Here is a 19,698-nt window from a genome sequence, read left to right on the forward strand (position 1 = left end):
AATAAGTATTATTATATATATTTATTTCCAAAATAAAAAGGACAAAACTATACTGTAATAGAGAAAGGGGAGGCAGCAATGGATTTAAAGTCATCTTTGAGAACAGGCTCCTTTTATTTTGGAATAGGAACGACATTGATTATTGCAATTATGGCTGGCCTTCTCGCCAAACTACCTTACCTGACGATAATCGGTCATCTTGTTTTAGCCATTTTGCTAGGTATAATTTGGTCTCATACGATTGGTTGGAACCGTTCATATAAAGTCGGTGTTGATTTTTCTAGTAAAAAATTATTAAGACTAGGCATTATCTTGTTAGGTTTGCGCCTTAATTTATCCGATTTAGCTCATGCAGGTGTAAGTACTTTTCTTTATGCGGCATTCTTATTATGTGTCACCCTCATAGCAGTTTATAGCTTCGCTAGGATGCTTCGTGTGGATAAGACATTAAGTTTATTAACGGCATGTGGTACGGCGATTTGTGGTGCGGCTGCGATTGTGGCGATTGCATCTGTTGTCAGAGCGAAGGAAAGTGTGACTGCTGTCAGTGTCGGTGTGATTGCTGTGCTTGGTACGCTATTCACGTTACTTTATACATTTCTTTATCCGATTTTACCAATAACCGATTACCAATATGGTATGTTAACTGGAGGCACCCTGCATGAGATTGCGCACGTTGTTGCTGCTTCTTCTGTTGGTGGTGTGGAGGCAGAGAATATCGCCATCATCGTTAAACTAACAAGAGTCATTTTACTTGTACCAGTGGCCATTCTTATCGGCTATTATATGAAGAAGCGGGAAAGTCAAGAGAGCGCAACAAAGAACAAGTTACCTATTCCTTGGTTTATTTTCGGTTTTCTCGCAATGAGTGCCATCAATACGTTGGGGTGGTTGCCGACTGAACTTGTTCAATGGCTTATTAGTGGATCATATTTATTATTAGCGATGGCAATGGCGGGCTTAGGGCTAAATGTAGAACTCTCCGCTTTTAAGAAAATGGGCCTGCAGATTTTTTATGCGGCATTACTTGGTACGATACTGCTTGTTTTATTAGGATTTATCATTATTTTTATGATGTAAAGGGTCACATGAAGTGTGGCTCTTTTTTTTGTTCCATTGTATGATAATAAGAATATATTTCCATTTTATATGTATGAAGGAGTAAGTATGAAAAGTATATACCTCGCTATCGTTTTAAGCGTATTAGTTCTCATCGGTTGTGAAAAGGGAGAGCCGATGGTGTTATTGAACGAGCCAATTAAAGCTATTCATTTTTCACCATCAAAAGGCGTGGGTGAAATAAATGAAACCATCCTTTTTTCTATCAAAGAAGATGCAGACATAAAAACAGTGGAAAAAGTCATTTTAACAGCTGTAAAAGAGCCAACAGTAATAAATGAAAGACTGCCAGATTATGATGTAATGGTTGAGTATAAAAAGGGTTTGCCTACTCATGCCATTCATTTATGGGTAGGAGAACAAGATGAACCTAGTATTCTCATGTATATGGTTAATGATGGGGAGACGTATTTGACCACAGGCGACATGACGAATGTGTTAAGGGAGATGCTTAAGAAATGATTATAAACGAACAAGAGCAAAAAATAATAGAATGGACCAGATTCAAGTTCGGCTTAGCTCATTATGATTTATGTCGTAGTAGTTACAGTCGCCGTGTAACACTTTTTAATGAAACAGTTTACCAATATTGTATGGAGTGGTTTCCTAAAGAGGCAGGTATTGTTGAGGAAAATTTAAATCCTGAGGGAACGGCAGTAATTACGATCGATTTGCAAACAAATAAGGTAGAATCCGCTATTTTTGTGGAAGGGAAAACATATGCAAAGCATGGTGTTGTCTTTCAACAGCGGGATGTAGAAAGCATTATCAAATGGATAGAAGCGGAAACGAATTTAATATATGGTAGGCATTTTCAACTGGATTCTCATAAAGGGGACAAGTACGTTTTTAAAGAATGTTATAAAGGGATAGACATATCTCCACCTGGTTATATTGAACTGAAATTAAATAGTGAAGGGAAACTCGTTTTTTATAGTGTTTATGGGCAATTTCTAAAAGAAGAAGTAGTGAAAGAAGAGGAATATACATTGACCGTTGAGCAAGTAAAGAAAGCTGCCCAATCGCAAATCAAACTGATACATGATCCTTCCTTTGAAGAGGAAAAAATCCACGCTGTATATGCTGTAGAGGAAATTTATATAGCCAATGATCTTTCGAAAACATTTCCTTTTGAAGGTTTTACCGATAGATGTGGACGTATTGAATTGGAAGAGCTATTGGTTTGGTCGGAGCCGTTACAAAATAACTTCACTCGGAGTGAGTTGATGTTGATAGAAAATATCTCAGCAAAACAGGCATTCACGAATGAACCTAGTGCTGATACTGAACTGATTAATGAAAGTGAAGTAACTGCTTATATTGACGTCGTTCAAACGTTTTTAAGACAAGTATACCCAGAGTATTCAGGGGAATGGTTATTAACTTCTTTCAATCGGGATATTGGTTATATTCACGCAAATTTAAAAGGAAGTAAGAGCCACTCGTTTGTTTTCCAGCGGAAACTGAAAGTCTTTATCGATCCCCGTTCGCTCGAGGTGATTAATTATATAGACAACCAGATATTAAGTGATCAATTTAAATCGTATGATGGCCCGGATGAGGTTGTCCTATCAAAAGAAAAAGCCTATGAAAAAATCAAGGAATTCATTGAGTTAAAACCTAGTTATGTGTATGACTTTGATACACGAAAATATATTTTAAGTGCAATGATTGATAGTTTGTATGGGGTTGATGCCAATACAGGTGAGGTTTTCTTGTTGGCGGATAGGAAGTGATGGAGTGGTGGATTTAGTAACAAGATTGCGAGATCGGGGAGTAAAAGTAACCGAGATACCGAAATGGGGTCTTATTTACAATATCGCTGGGAGCAGTCAATTGCTAGTCACTTGAATAAGAGTGAAGAAGAAGAGATTCATTTATATGATAAAGGGAGAATTTGTGGGTTTCTATGGCACGTTTTTAGTTATGAGACAGTCGCTTGTCTAGAAGGAGAACAGGCTAGAGGTAGGTTAGATCAAATGAAAAATATGTCTTGTTATATATTTTACGAGATGGATGCTGCTGCGTATATCATTGATCGGGTAACATCACTCAAGGCGATTGATTTCGAGAGAGAAAGTGATATTTATGTGGTGGATGTTGATTTTACTTGGACATATATAAGGACACATGAACCCCCGTGGTACAATCCTTATTTTTATCATCATAAAGAGGTTGAGAGAAGATGACTTATAAACTGGTATTCTTTGATGTGGATGGAACGATAACGAGTGAAAAAGATGGGAGTATACCACCGACAACTAAGGTAGCGATTAGAAAACTGATGGAGAAAGGTATACACGTTGTTGCGGCTACTGGTAGACCATTATCCATGTGTGAAGAGTTGCGGGAAATAGGAATTGAGACATTTATAACAGCTAACGGAGGGTATGCCAAGCATCAACAGACGGTCATACATAAGATTCCATTTAATAAAGAGAGATTAATAGACGTGATGAACTTTGCAGAAAAAATGAAACATGGTTTATCTTTTTATACTGAATCCTTTATATGAATGGTGTCAAAGAAGAAGCTATTCTTACAGCACTTAATGAGACTTTATCTCTTGCTGATTATCCGAGTACACAGCCTGCTATTCTTGAGGAGGAGGTCTATCTTTTATGTTTATTTGCGAATGATAGAGTAGTAGATATTTATCGGCAAACGTTTCCTTATTTAATCTTCAAGAGGTGGCACCCTTATATCTTAAATGTAGTTGAAAAAGAGGTATCTAAGTATGTAGCAATAAAAGAAGTATTAGCCTATTTCAATGTGTACCCCCATGAAACAATTGCTTTTGGTGATGGCGACAATGACATTGATATGGTGAAACTTGTTGGGCTAGGAATTGCGATGGGGAATGGTAGCCAAGGCGTTAAGACTGCTGCGGATTATGTGACTTCTAGGGCAAGTGAAGGAGGGATTTATGAGGCATTAAAGAAGTTCAATATTTTATAAGAAGGAGGTTCGTTATGAAGGAGAATATATATGATCAAGCATCCTTTTTTGAAAAATATAGCCAAATGACACGATCGGTAAAAGGCTTAGAAGGAGCTGGAGAATGGCAAACATTAAAAGGTATGCTGCCGACCTTTCAGGATAAAACCGTCTTAGATTTAGGTTGTGGTTTCGGTTGGCATTGCCGATTCGCGGCAGAGCATGGAGCTAAATCAGTTGTGGGAGTAGACATTTCTGAAAAAATGATCTCGAAAGCAAAAACAATGTCACAAGACTATGAAAATGTTACATATATTCGATCCACAATAGAGGATATGCAAATAAAGGAGAGGCATTATGATGTGATAGTAAGTTCGCTTGCCCTACACTATGTACCTGACTTTGAAGAAGTGGCTAATAATGTTCATAAGGGATTGGTAAAAGGAGGACAATTTATTTTTTCTGTAGAACATCCTATTTTTACAGCACAAGGTAGTCAAGATTGGTTCTATGATGTACAGCAAGAGGTTTCTCATTTTCCTGTCGACCATTATTTCTTTGAAGGAGAAAGACAAACAACCTTTTTGGGAGAAAAAGTAACGAAATACCATAAAACTTTGACTACTTATCTTGATGGCTTACTAAAGCAAGGTTTTCAAATCACAAGAGTAGTGGAACCAAAGCCACCAGAACATATGATGCATACAGAGGAAATGAAGAATGAAATGAGAAGACCCATGATGATCATCATTTCGGCGACTAAATAAGAGTAGCTAAATATCAATGATGATTGGTTGTTGAAGAAAGGAGTAGATGATTTGGTCGTTTCAAGAGATTATTCTCTTAACCAGTTTTATGAAATTCCGCCATATACGTACAATCCGGTAGCAGGAGCTTTATGTATGGGGTTGAAATTATGACGGAGTTCCAACTTTGTCATAGAGTAAAGGAACTCATGTCGGGATTTGATAAACCGTGGTTTATTGCGGGTGGTTGGGCGATTGATTTGCATATCGGTCAAAAGACTAGAGAACATAAAGATATTGAAATCGCTGTATTTCGTCATGATCAAGCGCATGTAAAAAATCACCTTAAACAATGGAGGCTTCAGAAAGTGGTGAATGGTGAACTAGTTATGTGGGAAGGAGAAAACTTACAGCGACCGATTCATGAAATTCATTGCCAGAATGTGATAAATGGTACTTCTTTAGAGGTATTGTTAAATGAAATCCAACATAACGATTGGATCTTTAGAAGAGATGAGCGTATTCGTTATTCATTTGAAAAAATGAAGTCCGTAAACAAAGAAGGCATTCCTTATTTGAGTCCCGAAGTGGTGTTGTTATATAAAGCGAAAGATACGAGAGCGAAAGATCAAGAGGACTTTCTTCGAGTCGTCGATTTCCTATCTTCTGAAGAAAAGAAATGGCTACAAACGGCGATGCAATTACATATGCCATATCATAAGTGGTTAGAATTACTGTAAGATACTGAAATACACTTACTTAAATGGATCAGGAGGATACCTAGTGATGGATATAATGAATATGACAGTAACCTTAGCATTATTAGGCGGGCTATTGGCATTTTTCTCTCCGTGTACGCTACCGTTATATCCGACTTTTATCTCTTATATTACCGGGGTATCGGTAAATGACCTGAAACAAAAGCATGGTGCACAGTCGAAGGTAATCCTTCATGCGGTTGCGTTTTGTTTCGGATTAGCATCTTTAAACTATGTATTGGGTTTTTCTGCGAGTTTTCTTGGGGAGTTTTTTAGAGAATATAATGATCTCATTCGCATGTTTGGTGGGATTTTCCTTATTATGATGGGGATATTTTTAATGGGTCTTTTTCAGCCGAAACTTCTTATGAAGGAGATACGCCTCTTTAAATATAAACAAGCAGGAACTTTTTTGAGTTCATACTTAGTAGGCGTCATTTTTGCTGCCGCTTGGACCCCATGTATTGGCCCCATCTTAGGTGCTATTATTTACGCTAGTTTGGCTCAACCACCAGAACAAACTTTTATCCATATTACAGCTTATTCGTTAGGATTTTCTATACCGTTTATTTTACTAGGTTTTGCTATTGAGAAGGTGCGATTCTTTCATAAATATTCGAGTCATTTGATGAAAATGGGTGGTTTCATTTTGATTATTATTGGGGTAATGGTCTATTTTGATCAAGTGTATGTCATCAACATTTGGGGAGCGAAGGCGGAATTCTTTTTGAAAGGGTTGTGGGGGATGATTACTAGTTAGCACAAAGGGGGAAAATTAGTTGAATCAGTTTAATATAAAGTGGCAAAACCCAATCATCCGTCTGTATATTTTAGGCATGCTACCTTTGATCGTGCTGTCTATCATATTTTTTAGTACTTTACCGAGTGAATTGTATTGGATCCCAAACAGTTTATTAATGATTGGTACAGTCGTTATGATTCTTACTAGTGCTATACTTTACAGAAAAAGTAAGTAAGAAGAGTTGAGTACAACTCCATAAAAAAGACATGAACAAATGTTTCTGGGAATTTGCTCATGTCATTTAAATTGGGTTTTCTCCTTTTATTTACCAATTAAAGACGGTTTTAAGAGTAAAGAGAATCAATGAGTACAAAAGGGAAGCCAATAAGAAAGTGGGCAGGTGGGCATAGTCTTCCTCCGGTAACTCTTTACTAATGACATTAAAGATCATTGCGCCTGAACTGAAAGCGATGATGGAGTGGACGAATAACCCTGTAGTAGGGCCCATTGATCCGGCAATTGCCCCTATAAGCGTAGCTATCGCAAATAGAAAGCGTCCGTATTGGTGGTGAATATCCTCGTTTTCTTTTCCAATATGATAGGATATGCCGATAAAGTGAAGACCGATGGCTAATCCATAAAATAAAGCTTCACCAGAGTGAACGTCAGATGAGAATACAATATAAGAAACCATAAATGTATAGATAGCGAAAAAAGTTGCTTGCACAAAATAGGCGGCGTTTTGGTTCATTTTTTGCGCTTTTGTAGATTTTGCGAATTTATACACACTATAGTAAACAATTAATCCGATTAACCCCAAGAAGTATAGTTCGGAATCGATCGCTAGTGTGCCACCTAACTTGTCTTGTTCTTCATGCATGGAAGGGAGAATATATACAAATACATAAGCGATCGCCACACCGCCGGAAAGTGAAAGTATTTTCTGCTCTTTCATTGGTAGCCATTTAATAATCCTTAGTGCAAAAAGTTGAATGAATATAAGAATAACGCCAATGATGATGGATTCAATGGTCATGGTGATTCCCCTCCTATTTCTCTACCCTTCTATATACCCAAAAATCATAAATGAGTCATCCTCCGCCAATTTTTATTTGTCTGGTTATTTAACCTGACGAGACGAGATAAAAGGCCAATAGTAGTAATAAGTAAGCTATGAGAGGGAAAAGAATAATCCATGGTCAGTGGTAGATGACGCCGCGTGCCTGCCCGATGAGCCCAGGCCTTTTATTGGTAATCGAAAGATAAATCGTCGGCAAATATTGTTTTCCCGTGCCGCCGAGAAATAGATAAAGACCCGTGATTTGGCCGAAATACACAACCAACAATGGTGAAAAAAGTAAAAAAGGAAGCGTTAGCGAGTCATTCAGCACGAAAATCCGCCACGAAAGCCGAGCAAATAGCATTAGCAAGTCATTCAGCCAGAAAATCCGTCACGAAAGCCGAGCAAATAGCATTAGCGAGCCATTCAACTAGAAAACCCGCCACGAAAGCCGAGCAAATAGCATTAGCAAGTCATTCAGCCAGAAAATCCGTCACGAAAGCCGAGCAAATAGCATTAGCAAGTCATTCAGCCAGAAAATCCGTCACGAAAGCCGAGCAAATAGCATTAGCGAGTCACTCAGTCAGAAAATCCGCCACGAAAGCCGAGCAAATAGCATTAGCGAGTCACTCAGTCAGAAAATCTGCCACGAAAGCCGAGCAAATAGCATTAGCAAGTCATACAGCCAGAAAATCCGTCACGAAAGCCGAGCAAATAGTATTAGCGATTCACTCAGTCAGAAAATCCGCCACGAAAGCCGAGCAAATAGCATTAGCGAGTCATTCAGCCAGAAAATCCGTCACGAAAGCCGAGCAAATAGCATAGGCGAGTCATTCAGTTAGAAAATCCGCCACGAAAGCCGAGCAAATAGCATTAGCGAGTCATTCAGTTAGAAAATCCGCCACGAAAGCCGAGCAAATAGCATTAGCAAGTCATTCAGTTAGAAAATCCGCCACGAAAGCCGAGCAAATAGCATTAGCGAGTCATTCAGCCAGAAAATCCGTCACGAAAGCCGAGCAAATAGCATTAGCGAGTCACTCAGCCAGAAAATCCGTCACGAAAGCCGAGTAAATAGTATTAGCGAGTCACTCAGTCAGAAAATCTGCCACGAAAGCCGAGCAAATAGCATTAGCAAGTCATTCAACTAGAAAATCCGTCACGAAAGCCGAGCAAAACACATTTGCCTTTCACTTCTCCCATTGACTTTCAAAACCCAGTTGATTACAATTACATTTAAATATTTTCACTCCAAAAGCAATGAAGAGAAAAAGTAGAATGTGTCGTTTTTTAAGCAGAGAGCTTCGGTAGCTGAGAAGAAGCAAAAAGCAATCATTCGAAAATGGTCTCTGAGCTGTGTACTGAACATACTTGTTTATAAGTATAAGTAGGCTACACCGAGTTTTGGCACTCGTTATCAATGTCACAGTATAAAGGCCGATTGGGACTGGCGTACTTGATGAGGCAAGTAGGGCAACCTATTTGTAAAATAAGGTGGTAACGCGTGGTGTAAACCTCGCCCTTAGCTAGAAATAGCTATGGGGCGAGGTTTTTTGTTTGCAGTCACGTCTCAATCAAACAGGCTAACAATTTAGGGGGAATAGAAGATGAGTATTTTTATTGGTGGGGCGTGGGCTTATGCAAATGGATCTTTACATCTCGGTCATGTTTCAAGTTTGCTACCTGGAGACATTTTGGCAAGATATTATCGTTTAAAAGGAGAAAAAGTGCTATATGTTTCAGGCAGTGATTGTAATGGTACACCGATTACTGTGAAGGCAAGACAGGCGGGGGTAGAGCCGCAGGCGATAGCGGATCACTATCACCAAGAGTTTGTTGATTGCTTTACGCAATTAGGTTTTTCTTATGATATTTATACAAGAACAGATACAGCTCATCATCATCATGTAGTACAAGAAATATTTTTAGCGCTTTTAGAAAAAGGCTTGATCTACAAGCGAAAGGTAGAGCAAACCTATTGTGACCATTGTCAGCAGTTCTTGCCAGACCGCTATGTGGAAGGATTATGTCCAGTTTGCAATGAACCTGCCAGAGGCGATCAATGTGATCATTGTGCAACCATCTTAGAGCCCCTTGAACTTCATGAACGCAGCTGTAAAATTTGTGGTCACACACCGACGACAAGGGAGACAGAACATTTTTATTTTGCACTAAGGGACTTACAAGCTGATTTGGAGAAATATACACAACGGGCTGAGGTGCAACATTTATGGAGAGAGAATGCACTGCATTTAACGAAAAGGTATTTAGGTGAAGGCTTGCACGACAGAGCCATTTCTCGAGATCTACCAATCGGTGTCAGTGTCCCTGTTTCTGGTTATGAAGATAAAAAGGTGTATGTATGGATTGAGGCGGTTTCAGGCTATTATTCAGCAAGTAAAAAGTGGGCCGAAGAAAACAATCAGGATGATCATCATTTTTGGTCAAATGAAACAACCTCGTATTATGTGCACGGAAAAGATAATATCCCGTTCCACACGGTCATTTGGCCCGCCATTTTACAAGGAATAGGAATTGCGGCATTGCCGACAAGGGTGATTTCCAACGAATATGTTACTTTAGAAAAAAAGAAGTTATCGACGAGTAAAAATTGGGCTGTTTGGGTGCCTGATTTCTTAGAAAGATATGAACCAGATTCGATTCGCTACTTTCTTACGATTAATGCACCGGAGAATCGCGATGCCGATTTTTCTTGGAAAGAGTTTATCTATAGCCATAATAGCGAATTGCTCGGTGCATATGGGAATTTTGTGAATCGTACGTTGAAATTTATTGAAAAATCATTTGCCGGTGTCATTACAACGTCGGATATTGATGAAAAGATAAAAGGAGAAATAAACTGCTTATATCAAGAAGTTGGAAACCTCATCGAACAAGGAAGCATGAAGCAAGCACTAGAGAATATATTCGCCTATGTACGAAAATTTAATAAATATTTTGATGAGCAAAAGCCATGGCAACAATGGCATGAGGATCAAGGGACTTGTGAAAAAACGTTAGCTAATTGTGTTTATCTTCTTGCCAACCTCGCGCAATTACTTTCTCCTTTTTTACCGTTTTCAAGTGAAAAGGTATTTGAATTACTCAATGTCCAAGAGCGGAGATGGCAAGAGGTTGTTTTGAATGGTGTGACACTCACTGCACCAGTTGAACCATTGTTTGCGCGCATTGATGTAGAGAACATTGAAAAAGAATTAACGAGATTACAAGCACAATCACTTATCTAATAATCGCCGGAAGCAGGACTTTACTTAGCAAACAAAGAACCAATACTTGGGTGGTGAAGTGATGAGGTCAGAAACAGAAATGATGGCTACGATTATAGACTTTGCAAAAAACGAAGAGAGGATTTTTGCTGTCTATATGAACGGTTCCAGAACAAATATAAATGTCCCAAGAGACCAGTTTCAAGATTATGATATTGTTTATGTCGTTGAAGATACCGAGCCTTTTATTAAAAATCAAAATTGGATCGCATCATTCGGCGAGTTGATTATGAAGCAAGAACCAGATAAAAATGATTTTGGTAAAGAAATAGTGCAAGACTTCAAGAGTTATGGTTTTCTGATGCTATTTACAGACGGCAATCGCATCGATCTTCGCTTTCAAACGAAGGAAGTGATGCGAAAAGAATATGGGGAAGATAAACTGACTGTTCCTTTATTAGATAAAGGTGAGTACTTGCCCATTATTCCTCCTCCGACAGATGTCGATTACCACGTGCAAACACCGAGTGAAGGTGAATATGATGCTTATACAAATAACTTCTGGTGGTGTCTACAAAATGTGGCGAAAGGCATTTGGCGAGATGAATGGCCATATGCTCAAGCAATGTTTAACTCTGACATAAGAGACGCATTAAACAAAATGGTCGATTGGTGGATCGGTATTCAATATGATTTTCGTATTTCTACTGGTAAGTTAGAAAAATATTATAAGTGTTATCTCCCTCCTTCCTATTGGGAGATGTACAGAAAAACTTATAGTGATGGAGATGAGGAAAATATGTGGGAAGCAGTTATGACCACATGCGAATTGTTTCGTGCGTTAGCTCAAGAAGTGGCTAATCACCTTCGATTCTCTTATCCTATCAATGATGATCGCCGCATGTTGGCGTATTTGGAGGGGGTTAGGCAATTACCGAAAGCGTGAAGGAGATAGGCTACTTAAAGAATGAGAGGAAAAAGCGGAAAAAGGGATTGAAGACCTTTCGTATAAGGGTAAAGAATTGTACGACTTAAAAGCAAAGGGATGGATTCACACAATGAATATTCTTTCCTATTCTTATAAAAAACGGGGAGCGATTGAATTTACTTTCGATGCTTTTCCCCATTCAAAAGTAGTCTTTCACCCAATTAAAACGTATTATTTCATTCGCACTGTGCGCTGGAATGCGGCGGATCCTGTTGTGACAAGAAGAGATTTAGAGAGAATGGAAATGGTAGCTAACTTAGAGATGGGTACACTTGAACATTATAAAAAAAGAAAAGGTTATAAACCACTAACACTATAAATGTAAGCCAGTAAGGAGGAAGCCGATGCCATCTTATCAACCTAAATTACCTTTAACAGCGGATGAAAGGTCTAGACTACGAGAGGCAAGATTGAAGATCAGCCAAATACATATACTTGGGATAAAAGAAATTAGTCAGCATTTAAATATATCAGATGAAAGGGCACGGAAGATTAAGGGATGGGCAGACTTCCAATTGGTGCCCTCAATTGGTTTTGAATTAGCGGATAAACTTGTTCGATATCTGCAAATCTATCGTTTAGAAGATATAAAGAATGAAAACCCTGGACAACTATTTGATCTGCTGGAAAAGGAAATGGGTGTGAGAACGGATGGCTGTGTGGAAGATCAAATTCGCTGTGTCATTCATTTTGCTAACAATAAGCAAATGTCTAAAAAATGGTTTGACTTCACGGAGGAGAGGAAGGCGTATCGCATAACACATGGCTTTCCATCAGATCGACCAGAGAAATCGTGGAGGGACTAGGAGAAGTTGGCTATTGTGATTCAAGAGAGTAGCTTATTGCAAAGTCCGCTCTCCATCAAAAGTCGTAAGTAAGATACAGCTTTTATCGGTCGTGATGAGTTCTCTTTTGTATAAAAATATAATTAGATAAAGGAGGACTGATGATGCAATGATAGAAGGCTTATATGAAGCTCATTTACCAGTCAAAAATTTAGATGACGCGATTGAATTTTATACGAATCTAGGGTTACAGGTGGCATTAAGGGATGAAGATACAGTATTTCTCTGGATTGAAAAGGATAAAAGTTGGTTAGGTCTATGGCAAGGTGAAGAGTACAAGTTGCCTTATCATCCTTCTGTTAGACATGTTGCCTTTCGCGTTTCCTATGAAAATTTAAAGCGGTCATTAAATTGGTTAGAAACAAAGGGAATTGAAGCAGTGCCATTTGGTAACAGAAAGTCGGTGGCTCCATTTATTCGATCACATCAAAGTAATGCGTCAGTTTATTTTAAAGACCCGGACGGCAATAGTTTAGAGTTGATGTGTACGGTGGATACACCAGAGGAGTTGCAGAAAGTTTGCAAAAAGTGGTCTATCACTGAATGGGAAGAATCTTTGAAGGGACTTAAGCTACAAGATATATATAAATAGAGTAATTTTACGAAAAAATGTTGCTTCATATATCATTTTTTCGTTTTTTTTTTGCCTTGTAAGAGTTGAGCGGTAATATGGTTACATTTAGAAAATGCCAAAGAGATAAAGTGATAAAAATAGGTTACTTGTCCACACGAAAATGATCTCTTCTTAATAAACTATCAGGATAAAGATTAAATTCTTGTGGAAAGGAGTGTTACATTTGGCTGATTGTAATAGAAATGCTTTAGGGACATGTTCCGATGCAGGTGGCTATAATACTACTGCAAGTGGTGTGGCTTCGCATGCGGAAGGTAGTACAACAGAAGCTGTTGGCACAGCGTCTCATGCGGAGGGCTATAATAGTATAGCAACTGGTGAGACATCACATGCCGAGGGTTATGCATCAACAGCAACAGGTGCAGCTTCTCACGTGGAAGGATCAAGTACTAATGCGACGGAGGTCGCCGCACATAGTGAAGGGTTTAATACACTAGCGAGTGGGCAAGCCTCCCATGCGGAGGGGAATTCGACGGAAGCTTTAGGCACAGCATCCCATGTGGAAGGCTTTGGGAATACAGCGATTGCTGATAGCTCACATGCAGAAGGTTATGGAACAACAACAGAAGGAATTGGTTCACATGCAGAAGGGGCTCAATCGAATGCAGGTGGAGTCGCTGCACATGCAGAAGGCTTTAGTACAACTGCAAACGGTGATGGGTCTCATTCTGAGGGGAATTCTACGAATGCATTAGGGACAGCCTCCCATGCGGAGGGTTTTGAAAGTTTGGCCATCGGTGGAGTATCACACGCTGAGGGACATGGGACTGAAGCAAGTGGATATGCCTCTCATGCCGAGGGGATTAATACTTCGGCAATTGGAAATGAGGCACATGCTGAAGGAACAAATACGTCGGCGGTTGGAGATAATAGTCATGCCGAGGGTTATGCAACAACAGCTAGTGGAGAAACCTCTCATGCCGAAGGTTCTGAAACAAGTGCAAGTGGAGATGTTTCGCATGCAGAAGGTTCAGAATCAACAGCAAGTGGGGGTGCTTCGCATGCAGAAGGGTTAGGTACAACCGCGAGTGGAGATGCCTCTCATGCGGAAGGAGATGGTACGTTAGCTTCTGGTAGTGCTGCACATGCCGAGGGTTTATCTACTTCTGCTACCGCTATCGCTTCGCATGCAGAAGGTGGTTCAACAAATGCAACAGCTTATGGTGCTCATGCGGAGGGCATTCAAACAACTGCCTCCAATTCTGGCGCACATGCCGAGGGTTTTCTAAGTGTAGCAAGTAACTTTGGTACTCATGCCGAAGGGTACAATACTCAAGCGATAGGATCTTACTCTCATGCCGAAGGGGGGAGTACACAGGCACAAGGTGTGTATACTCATGCGGAAGGATATTTAACCGTTGCAAGTGGAGATGCGGCTCATGCGGAAGGTACTTCAACAGTTGCTTCTGGTACTTGGTCTCATGCGGAGGGTGATGGATCAGAGGCATCTGGCTACGCATCGCATGCAGAAGGAAATTCCACAATTGCTTCAGGCACTTTTGCACATGCCCAAGGTCAGAGTACTGTGGCAGCGGGCACTGCTTCCCATGCTGAGGGCTACTTATCTAGTACAACACTTGATGCCCCTTATGCACATGCAGAAGGATTAGGTACAATTGCCAGCGGAAATGCTTCTCATGCGGAAGGAACAGAAAATACCGCAAGTGGTTTTTCAGCACACGCAGAAGGGGGTTCAGATGGTGCAAACTTACCTGCACCTAACACTGCAAGCGGCAATAGTTCCCATGTTGAAGGATTTAACAATGTGGCGAGTGGATTAGCAAGTCATGCAGAAGGCACAGATACGATCGCTTCAGGTGATTACTCTCATGCGGAGGGACTTGGAACAAGTACAAATGATCAAGCCGGCGCACATATTATAGGTAGATACGGTGATGCCGAAGAACCTTTTTCATGGTTTATTGGTAACGGTACAGCTGCAGACACAAGAAGCCTCGGTGCTAAATGGTTAGCTAGTAATGGCGAAATGTATATTGATGGAGCCACATACAATACTGGTGGGGCAGATATAGCAGAGATGTTTGAAAGTATAGATGGCTTGGCAATTGATCCAGGATACTTTGTTACATTAGAAGGAGATAAGATGCGAAAGGCAACTGCATCTGATAGCTATATTCTTGGTGTAACAAGTGCTACTCCAAGTTTATTAGGTAATAGTGCAAGCTTGAATTGGCAGGGGAAATATGAATTAGATGAATGGGGACGTAGAATATACACCCATATTGAAGTACCTTTGCCAGCTACAAAAAATGGAGAAACTCGCTCATCGGTTACAGAAACCAAACCGATCATTAGTACGAAATGGGATCCATCGCAATCTTATGTTTCAAGACAAGATAGACAAGAGTGGTCTGCAGTAGGGTTATTGGGACAATTAAGAGTAAGAGATGATGGTAGTTGTCAAGTGAATGGCTATTGTTTACCAAATAATGAAGGAATAGCAACTACTTCACAGCAAGGGTATCGCGTGATCAAAAGAACGGCCGCTAATCAAGTCATTATTATGATAAAAGGCAATGAAAGTGAAATAATCGAGCTTTCTAACCGATATCAACAAGAGCAACAAGAAATGAAACAAATGCTTTCCCAGTTGGCTAATACAATTAATAATAAAAATAATTAAACCGTAAGAATGTAGGGTTTCTATAAAGAGGAACCCTATGTTTACATAATAAACTAAAAATCTGGGGGGGAAAACGATTGGAATCTAGAATTACATTTGATACAGAGGCGAAGGCTGGCTATATTTATTTACTGGCTGATTCAGAAACGTATACTATTCAAGCAACAGAAGATGTGGGTGATTCTCCATTACTAGTCGATATTGATGAGCATGATCGAATCGTTGGTATAGAATGTTTTGGAGAGATTGCGCAAAGATTATCCCCGATAGCAGGGGAAGAAAAAATATATCACGAAAATGGAGAAACCCTATCCTTCCGGCTATCTGGACAAGCTGTTAAGAAACATTATCTGCTAAAAGGCATCCAATTTTATTTTGCTGATGAGCAGTCTAAATACTTTATCGGCTTCGACATTATTGATTTTCACAAATATAAGAAACAGATTTTAAAAAGCATGGTAAAATAATTTTTAGTTTTTTTTTCGCTTTCAAGAAATAAATCTTTTTAATTCAGCCATTACTGTTTTTAAAGTTTGAAGGGATTGTTCCGTATGATAGTTGATGTCGAGTGAGTGATTTGCGCCATCGATTATTTTTATTTGAATAGAACGTTCCTTCATTTCTTCGATTGTTTCATGATGGAAATATGGATCTTGATTACCGATGACGAGTAACACCTCTTGCGTTATAAGTACTGTTGCCTTAGCGATTGATGGGAGTTTTAATAACGGTGTTAAAAGAATAATCTGTGCCTCACGGAAAATTTCTTCTTTCGCAAGGTGTAAAGTGATCGGTATCGTACCAAGAGATTTGCCCAACAGGATGGTTTTTTGATAGATATGTTTTTGAGATAGATCCGTAATAACTAGGTGAATATCTGCCATCATTAAGGATGAAATGTCTTCTACTCTATGTGTTTTTAATAAATTTGCTTCATATTGATAATGGATATGAACAACATCAATGCCCTGTTCAATCATCATCATCGTAGCGTAGTAAAACAATGGATGATTATAGTTGTATCCCGCTCCTGAAAACATAATACATACGGACGGAGCACCTGAATTTATATGAGTATATCTAACTACTTTTTCCTCTTTTTGTAAGTTTCTTTCGTGAATTTCCATCGATTTCCCCTTGTTATTTTTTATAAGTAGTGTAACATATTTCCTGTACTGTATTTTCTGAATCTTATATTTTTTTGCAAGGGGTGATACCTATCGGGTGGAGAAATCCTGCGCTGCTTATATTGGGTATAGGCGTTTCTTATTTAGGAAATTGGATTTATTTGATTGCGTTGAACGTATATATTATTGACTTAACCGGTTCTGCAGCTGCAGTTGCGGGTCTTTATATTATTAGACCTCTAGCAATGCTTATGACCAACCTTTGGTCAGGAAGCGTGATTGATAGAGTAAATAAAAGAAGGTTAATGATTTTTATCGATATTGTACGTGGTCTTTTAGTTGTCTGTTTACCATTTTTACATTCATTATGGTTAATTTACTTTTTATTGTTACTTATTAATTTGGCTGGTAGTTTCTTTGGACCAAGCTCACAAGTATACATAACCAAATTAATTCCAGAGTCAGAACGTAAGCGAGTTAACTCTCTTATCGGAATGGCAGGTAATGGGGCAATTATGATTGGTCCAGCTATTGCAGGTGTACTAATGACGACGGTTAGTTTGGCTGTCTGCTTCTATATTAATGCGGCTACTTTTATTATTTGTGCTTTCTTTATTTTCTTACTTCCTAATGTGGATGAGCAGAATAATCATGTTAGAGAGCGAATTCGCTTAAAAACATTAATAGAAGATTGGCGAACAATTATCCGGTTTTCAAAAGGAGCCAAATATTTTATATCTGTCTATTTGTTGTTCCAAACGACGATGCTCATATGTGTCGCCCTAGATTCTCAAGAAGTTACCTTTTTAACGAGAGATCTTGGCCTATCTAATGAAGCGTATGGCTATATTGTGGCTATGACAGGTATCGGTGCTATATTTGGCGGTTTATGTTCGAGTTTATTAGCGAAAAAATTATCATTAAAACTATATATTGGTGCGGGGATGTTATTGACATCCATCGGTTACATTGTCTTCTATGCATCTTCACATTATTTGACTGCAACCATAGCCTTTGTCATATTAGGGTTCTTCTTTACGTTTGCAAATGCAGGTTACGTTACTTTTTTCCAAAAACAAGTACCTGTCGACATAATGGGGAGGTTTGCAAGTGTAGCTGATCTATTGCAAGGAATCGTCCAAATTGGTTTGACATTACTACTGGGTCTCCTAGCTGAGTGGTTTACCCTACAAGAAGTAAGTGTTGTATTTGCAGTGATTAGTGGAATTGTTTCCATTGCGTTAGTCGCAACTATCTATCGTCCATCAAAGGCAAGTTATTTTGAAGATAAGGCTGTCTCTAGCTAATGATTTGCTCCTAACTTCCGATTGAAGTATGATGAATGAAAATGAGAGATAAAGGAGATTAGCGATGAAAAGTGTCATGCCTTTTCTTATGTTTCAAGATGGCCAAGCAGAGCAAGCGATGAATTATTATACGTCAATTATTGAAGACTCAAGCATTATAAATATTGTCCGCTATGGTGAAAATGAAGTGGGTGATGAAGGAACAGTAATGAATGCCATATTCAAGCTAAAGGACCAAGAAGTGATGTGCATTGATAGTAATATCGCCCATCAGTTCAATTTCACACCAAGCTTTTCCTTTTATTTGAATTGTGATACTGAGGAAGAACTTCGTGTTGTCTACGAAAAGCTAGTAGACGGTGGTACGGAATTAATGCCTTTAGGTGATTATGGTTTTAGTCAACAATTTGCCTGGATTAATGATCGCTTCGGTGTGTCTTGGCAAATCAATCTACCTTAAGTAAAAAGATGGCGAGGGTTATGTATTCCCTTCTGCCATCTTTTTTAATGCTATCGCTCTTTTGGTTATGAATCGTTGCATATAAGCTTTTAAAAAGAGGAAGTCTGCTATCTTTCCAATCAATCCTAATGGTGAAATATAAGAAAATGAATCAATCATTTCTGTTCCTTCATCATGCTCGCGGAACTCATGAACATGGATAAATGATTGAAAAGCACCCTTTACCAATACATCTGTAAATTGATAGGGGCGTTCCATCTCCGTAACTTTTGCTGTTAGTCTCTGCTTTACACCAAAATGTATAGCTTCCCATGTTACTGTATCCCCACTCCTGAGTAAACCTGAAGTCACTCCGGCAACAGCTCGCTCCTGTGATTGCTTTGCTGTCTCCGTATGTACTTCCACATTTCTAGCTAAATCAAAACATAAGTGAATATCGGCATGAATCAACAAACGATGTTTAATGACAGGCATCTGTAAACCCCCTTATTTTAGTGATAACAAAAGCATTCGATGAAATCAACCACCATAAACAAGATCATTGCGGTAACCGTTGATTAATTATTTAGATAGACTAAATAATTAATATTTCAGAAAAATTAGTTTTGTAAAATTTGTGTATATTTTTCTTTAATTTTTATTTAAAAAAAGAGGAATAATCGGAAGAATTAAACTGAAGAATATTATAGTAAACAGGAGAAATGATAAGTATTTGCTAGAATTATAAAGGTTTTGCTAGATAGGTGCGCTATAGTGAACGCACAGCTTTAAATATCCTCGGTAATTCTTGCTATTTACAATTTCAATGTATTAATAATATAATAGAAAAGTATTTTGTAATATATTGCTTAATCTTTTTTCTAAGAACGGGGGACCCAATTTTTACAGCGGACATGTCCGTTTGGGGTGAATCTATGTATGTTAGAGGGGCTTACTGTTTCCCTTAGTCCTAACCCGAAAGCTAACCTCGTCAGCATTAAAGGAGACAAAAGGAGTTTATATGATTGCGGGAAAATGACTGAAAAGGCTTTTTTTTTTGGTTTATTTTCACCTTAAATTAATTAACCTTGTTTCCCTTGCCTAAGCACTAGATCAAATTTATAGAAG

The 19,698-nt window shown here is 38.8% G+C and carries 24 protein-coding genes, 1 riboswitch and 1 other annotated feature; of the genes, 21 read left to right on the forward strand and 3 right to left on the reverse strand.

The genetic code is table 11. The features are described 5' to 3' along the window. Window positions 1–78 precede the first annotated feature (78 nt). The 11 genes from U9M49_RS17125 to U9M49_RS17175 all read left to right on the forward strand — a co-directional run bounded on the left by U9M49_RS17125 (window position 79) and on the right by U9M49_RS17175 (window position 6,537). Window positions 79–1,080 (forward strand): YeiH family protein, encoded by a 1,002-nt coding sequence (locus U9M49_RS17125; protein ID WP_095370990.1) that lies wholly within the window; start codon window positions 79–81, stop codon window positions 1,078–1,080. Window positions 1,081–1,167: 87 nt separating this feature from the next. Continuing rightward, window positions 1,168–1,581: a hypothetical protein gene (locus U9M49_RS17130; RefSeq protein ID WP_095370989.1), complete on the forward strand. Its 414-nt coding sequence runs from the start codon at window positions 1,168–1,170 to the stop codon at window positions 1,579–1,581. Continuing rightward, on the forward strand, window positions 1,578–2,855 hold the full coding sequence (locus U9M49_RS17135; RefSeq protein WP_322910261.1) for a hypothetical protein: 1,278 nt from the start codon (window positions 1,578–1,580) through the stop codon (window positions 2,853–2,855). The genes U9M49_RS17130 and U9M49_RS17135 overlap by 4 nt, the downstream gene beginning before the upstream one ends. A gap of 24 nt (window positions 2,856–2,879) precedes the next feature. Then, on the forward strand, window positions 2,880–3,308 hold the full coding sequence (locus tag U9M49_RS17140) for a DUF4275 family protein (RefSeq protein ID WP_322910330.1): 429 nt from the start codon (window positions 2,880–2,882) through the stop codon (window positions 3,306–3,308). Then, window positions 3,305–3,634, forward strand: coding sequence for an HAD-IIB family hydrolase (locus U9M49_RS17145; RefSeq protein WP_322910262.1), 330 nt, complete (start codon window positions 3,305–3,307; stop codon window positions 3,632–3,634). Before U9M49_RS17140 ends, U9M49_RS17145 begins: the two co-directional genes overlap by 4 nt. Beyond that, entirely contained in the window at window positions 3,631–4,077 is a 447-nt protein-coding gene (locus U9M49_RS17150) for an HAD hydrolase family protein (RefSeq protein ID WP_322910263.1), read from the forward strand. Before U9M49_RS17145 ends, U9M49_RS17150 begins: the two co-directional genes overlap by 4 nt. Window positions 4,078–4,091: 14 nt before the next feature. After that, window positions 4,092–4,823, forward strand: coding sequence for a class I SAM-dependent methyltransferase (locus U9M49_RS17155; protein WP_322910264.1), 732 nt, complete (start codon window positions 4,092–4,094; stop codon window positions 4,821–4,823). Window positions 4,824–4,853: 30 nt separating this feature from the next. After that, window positions 4,854–4,976, forward strand: coding sequence for a hypothetical protein (locus U9M49_RS17160; protein WP_322910265.1), 123 nt, complete (start codon window positions 4,854–4,856; stop codon window positions 4,974–4,976). Then, window positions 4,973–5,542 (forward strand): nucleotidyltransferase domain-containing protein, encoded by a 570-nt coding sequence (locus tag U9M49_RS17165; RefSeq protein WP_322910266.1) that lies wholly within the window; start codon window positions 4,973–4,975, stop codon window positions 5,540–5,542. Before U9M49_RS17160 ends, U9M49_RS17165 begins: the two co-directional genes overlap by 4 nt. 46 nt (window positions 5,543–5,588) lie before the next feature. Next, window positions 5,589–6,320: a cytochrome c biogenesis CcdA family protein gene (locus tag U9M49_RS17170; protein WP_322910331.1), complete on the forward strand. Its 732-nt coding sequence runs from the start codon at window positions 5,589–5,591 to the stop codon at window positions 6,318–6,320. Between the two features lie 19 nt (window positions 6,321–6,339). Next, window positions 6,340–6,537: a hypothetical protein gene (locus tag U9M49_RS17175; RefSeq protein ID WP_095370983.1), complete on the forward strand. Its 198-nt coding sequence runs from the start codon at window positions 6,340–6,342 to the stop codon at window positions 6,535–6,537. Between the two features lie 90 nt (window positions 6,538–6,627). Here the strand turns inward: U9M49_RS17175 and U9M49_RS17180 are convergent, their stop codons facing one another. Next, window positions 6,628–7,338: a hypothetical protein gene (locus U9M49_RS17180; protein ID WP_095370982.1), complete on the reverse strand. Its 711-nt coding sequence runs from the start codon at window positions 7,336–7,338 to the stop codon at window positions 6,628–6,630. 309 nt (window positions 7,339–7,647) lie between these two features. Between U9M49_RS17180 and U9M49_RS17185 the strand changes: the two genes are divergently transcribed. The 8 genes from U9M49_RS17185 to U9M49_RS17220 all read left to right on the forward strand — a co-directional run bounded on the left by U9M49_RS17185 (window position 7,648) and on the right by U9M49_RS17220 (window position 16,164). Next, window positions 7,648–8,187 (forward strand): hypothetical protein, encoded by a 540-nt coding sequence (locus tag U9M49_RS17185; protein WP_322910267.1) that lies wholly within the window; start codon window positions 7,648–7,650, stop codon window positions 8,185–8,187. A gap of 423 nt (window positions 8,188–8,610) precedes the next feature. Beyond that, window positions 8,611–8,886: a binding site (T-box leader), on the forward strand. Between the two features lie 80 nt (window positions 8,887–8,966). Then, window positions 8,967–10,607 carry a methionine--tRNA ligase gene (gene metG, locus U9M49_RS17190; RefSeq protein WP_095370981.1) on the forward strand — a complete coding sequence of 547 codons (1,641 nt, stop codon included), beginning with the start codon at window positions 8,967–8,969 and terminating at the stop codon, window positions 10,605–10,607. 61 nt (window positions 10,608–10,668) lie between these two features. Further along, on the forward strand, window positions 10,669–11,532 hold the full coding sequence (locus U9M49_RS17195; protein ID WP_095370980.1) for an aminoglycoside 6-adenylyltransferase: 864 nt from the start codon (window positions 10,669–10,671) through the stop codon (window positions 11,530–11,532). Window positions 11,533–11,644: 112 nt separating this feature from the next. After that, window positions 11,645–11,893 (forward strand): hypothetical protein, encoded by a 249-nt coding sequence (locus U9M49_RS17200; RefSeq protein ID WP_322910332.1) that lies wholly within the window; start codon window positions 11,645–11,647, stop codon window positions 11,891–11,893. A 25-nt stretch (window positions 11,894–11,918) separates the two neighbouring features. Then, on the forward strand, window positions 11,919–12,380 hold the full coding sequence (locus U9M49_RS17205; protein WP_095370978.1) for a helix-hairpin-helix domain-containing protein: 462 nt from the start codon (window positions 11,919–11,921) through the stop codon (window positions 12,378–12,380). Between the two features lie 148 nt (window positions 12,381–12,528). Further along, on the forward strand, window positions 12,529–13,011 hold the full coding sequence (locus tag U9M49_RS17210; protein WP_095370977.1) for a VOC family protein: 483 nt from the start codon (window positions 12,529–12,531) through the stop codon (window positions 13,009–13,011). Between the two features lie 205 nt (window positions 13,012–13,216). Next, entirely contained in the window at window positions 13,217–15,697 is a 2,481-nt protein-coding gene (locus tag U9M49_RS17215; protein ID WP_095370976.1) for a peptidase G2 autoproteolytic cleavage domain-containing protein, read from the forward strand. A 77-nt stretch (window positions 15,698–15,774) separates the two neighbouring features. Continuing rightward, complete coding sequence (locus U9M49_RS17220; RefSeq protein ID WP_157733822.1) at window positions 15,775–16,164, forward strand: DUF2283 domain-containing protein; 390 nt, start codon at window positions 15,775–15,777, stop codon at window positions 16,162–16,164. 21 nt (window positions 16,165–16,185) lie between these two features. On the opposite strand, the gene U9M49_RS17225 is transcribed toward U9M49_RS17220, so the two are convergent. Further along, window positions 16,186–16,824 carry an alpha/beta family hydrolase gene (locus U9M49_RS17225; RefSeq protein ID WP_322910268.1) on the reverse strand — a complete coding sequence of 213 codons (639 nt, stop codon included), beginning with the start codon at window positions 16,822–16,824 and terminating at the stop codon, window positions 16,186–16,188. Window positions 16,825–16,907: 83 nt separating this feature from the next. Between U9M49_RS17225 and U9M49_RS17230 the strand changes: the two genes are divergently transcribed. Beyond that, the gene (locus U9M49_RS17230; protein ID WP_322910333.1) at window positions 16,908–18,131 is read left to right on the forward strand and encodes an MFS transporter; all 1,224 of its coding nucleotides are present in this window, start codon (window positions 16,908–16,910) and stop codon (window positions 18,129–18,131) included. A gap of 64 nt (window positions 18,132–18,195) precedes the next feature. Then, entirely contained in the window at window positions 18,196–18,591 is a 396-nt protein-coding gene (locus U9M49_RS17235; RefSeq protein WP_095370973.1) for a VOC family protein, read from the forward strand. A gap of 18 nt (window positions 18,592–18,609) precedes the next feature. On the opposite strand, the gene U9M49_RS17240 is transcribed toward U9M49_RS17235, so the two are convergent. Further along, complete coding sequence (locus U9M49_RS17240) at window positions 18,610–19,065, reverse strand: SRPBCC family protein (RefSeq protein ID WP_095370972.1); 456 nt, start codon at window positions 19,063–19,065, stop codon at window positions 18,610–18,612. Between the two features lie 361 nt (window positions 19,066–19,426). After that, window positions 19,427–19,582: riboswitch (cyclic di-AMP (ydaO/yuaA leader) on the forward strand. Window positions 19,583–19,698 lie beyond the last annotated feature (116 nt).

Origin of the sequence: Cytobacillus sp. OWB-43, from assembly GCF_034651445.1 — a bacterium.
Taxonomy (GTDB): domain Bacteria; phylum Bacillota; class Bacilli; order Bacillales; family Cytobacillaceae; genus Cytobacillus; species Cytobacillus kochii.

Bases quoted from the DNA above. Each gene is read 5' to 3' on its own strand.
- U9M49_RS17150 (WP_322910263.1), top strand. From the start codon at position 3,631: ATGAATGGTGTCAAAGAAGAAGCTATTCTTACAGCACTTAATGAGACT.
- U9M49_RS17185 (WP_322910267.1), top strand. From the start codon at position 7,648: ATGGTGAAAAAAGTAAAAAAGGAAGCGTTAGCGAGTCATTCAGCACGA.
- U9M49_RS17195 (WP_095370980.1), top strand. From the start codon at position 10,669: ATGAGGTCAGAAACAGAAATGATGGCTACGATTATAGACTTTGCAAAA.
- U9M49_RS17235 (WP_095370973.1), top strand. From the start codon at position 18,196: ATGAAAAGTGTCATGCCTTTTCTTATGTTTCAAGATGGCCAAGCAGAG.
- U9M49_RS17210 (WP_095370977.1), top strand. From the start codon at position 12,529: ATGATAGAAGGCTTATATGAAGCTCATTTACCAGTCAAAAATTTAGAT.
- U9M49_RS17200 (WP_322910332.1), top strand. From the start codon at position 11,645: ATGAATATTCTTTCCTATTCTTATAAAAAACGGGGAGCGATTGAATTT.
- U9M49_RS17145 (WP_322910262.1), top strand. From the start codon at position 3,305: ATGACTTATAAACTGGTATTCTTTGATGTGGATGGAACGATAACGAGT.
- U9M49_RS17240 (WP_095370972.1), bottom strand. From the start codon at position 19,065: ATGCCTGTCATTAAACATCGTTTGTTGATTCATGCCGATATTCACTTA.
- U9M49_RS17205 (WP_095370978.1), top strand. From the start codon at position 11,919: ATGCCATCTTATCAACCTAAATTACCTTTAACAGCGGATGAAAGGTCT.
- U9M49_RS17130 (WP_095370989.1), top strand. From the start codon at position 1,168: ATGAAAAGTATATACCTCGCTATCGTTTTAAGCGTATTAGTTCTCATC.
- U9M49_RS17170 (WP_322910331.1), top strand. From the start codon at position 5,589: ATGGATATAATGAATATGACAGTAACCTTAGCATTATTAGGCGGGCTA.
- U9M49_RS17225 (WP_322910268.1), bottom strand. From the start codon at position 16,824: ATGGAAATTCACGAAAGAAACTTACAAAAAGAGGAAAAAGTAGTTAGA.
- U9M49_RS17180 (WP_095370982.1), bottom strand. From the start codon at position 7,338: ATGACCATTGAATCCATCATCATTGGCGTTATTCTTATATTCATTCAA.
- U9M49_RS17135 (WP_322910261.1), top strand. From the start codon at position 1,578: ATGATTATAAACGAACAAGAGCAAAAAATAATAGAATGGACCAGATTC.
- U9M49_RS17165 (WP_322910266.1), top strand. From the start codon at position 4,973: ATGACGGAGTTCCAACTTTGTCATAGAGTAAAGGAACTCATGTCGGGA.
- metG (WP_095370981.1), top strand. From the start codon at position 8,967: ATGAGTATTTTTATTGGTGGGGCGTGGGCTTATGCAAATGGATCTTTA.
- U9M49_RS17125 (WP_095370990.1), top strand. From the start codon at position 79: ATGGATTTAAAGTCATCTTTGAGAACAGGCTCCTTTTATTTTGGAATA.
- U9M49_RS17155 (WP_322910264.1), top strand. From the start codon at position 4,092: ATGAAGGAGAATATATATGATCAAGCATCCTTTTTTGAAAAATATAGC.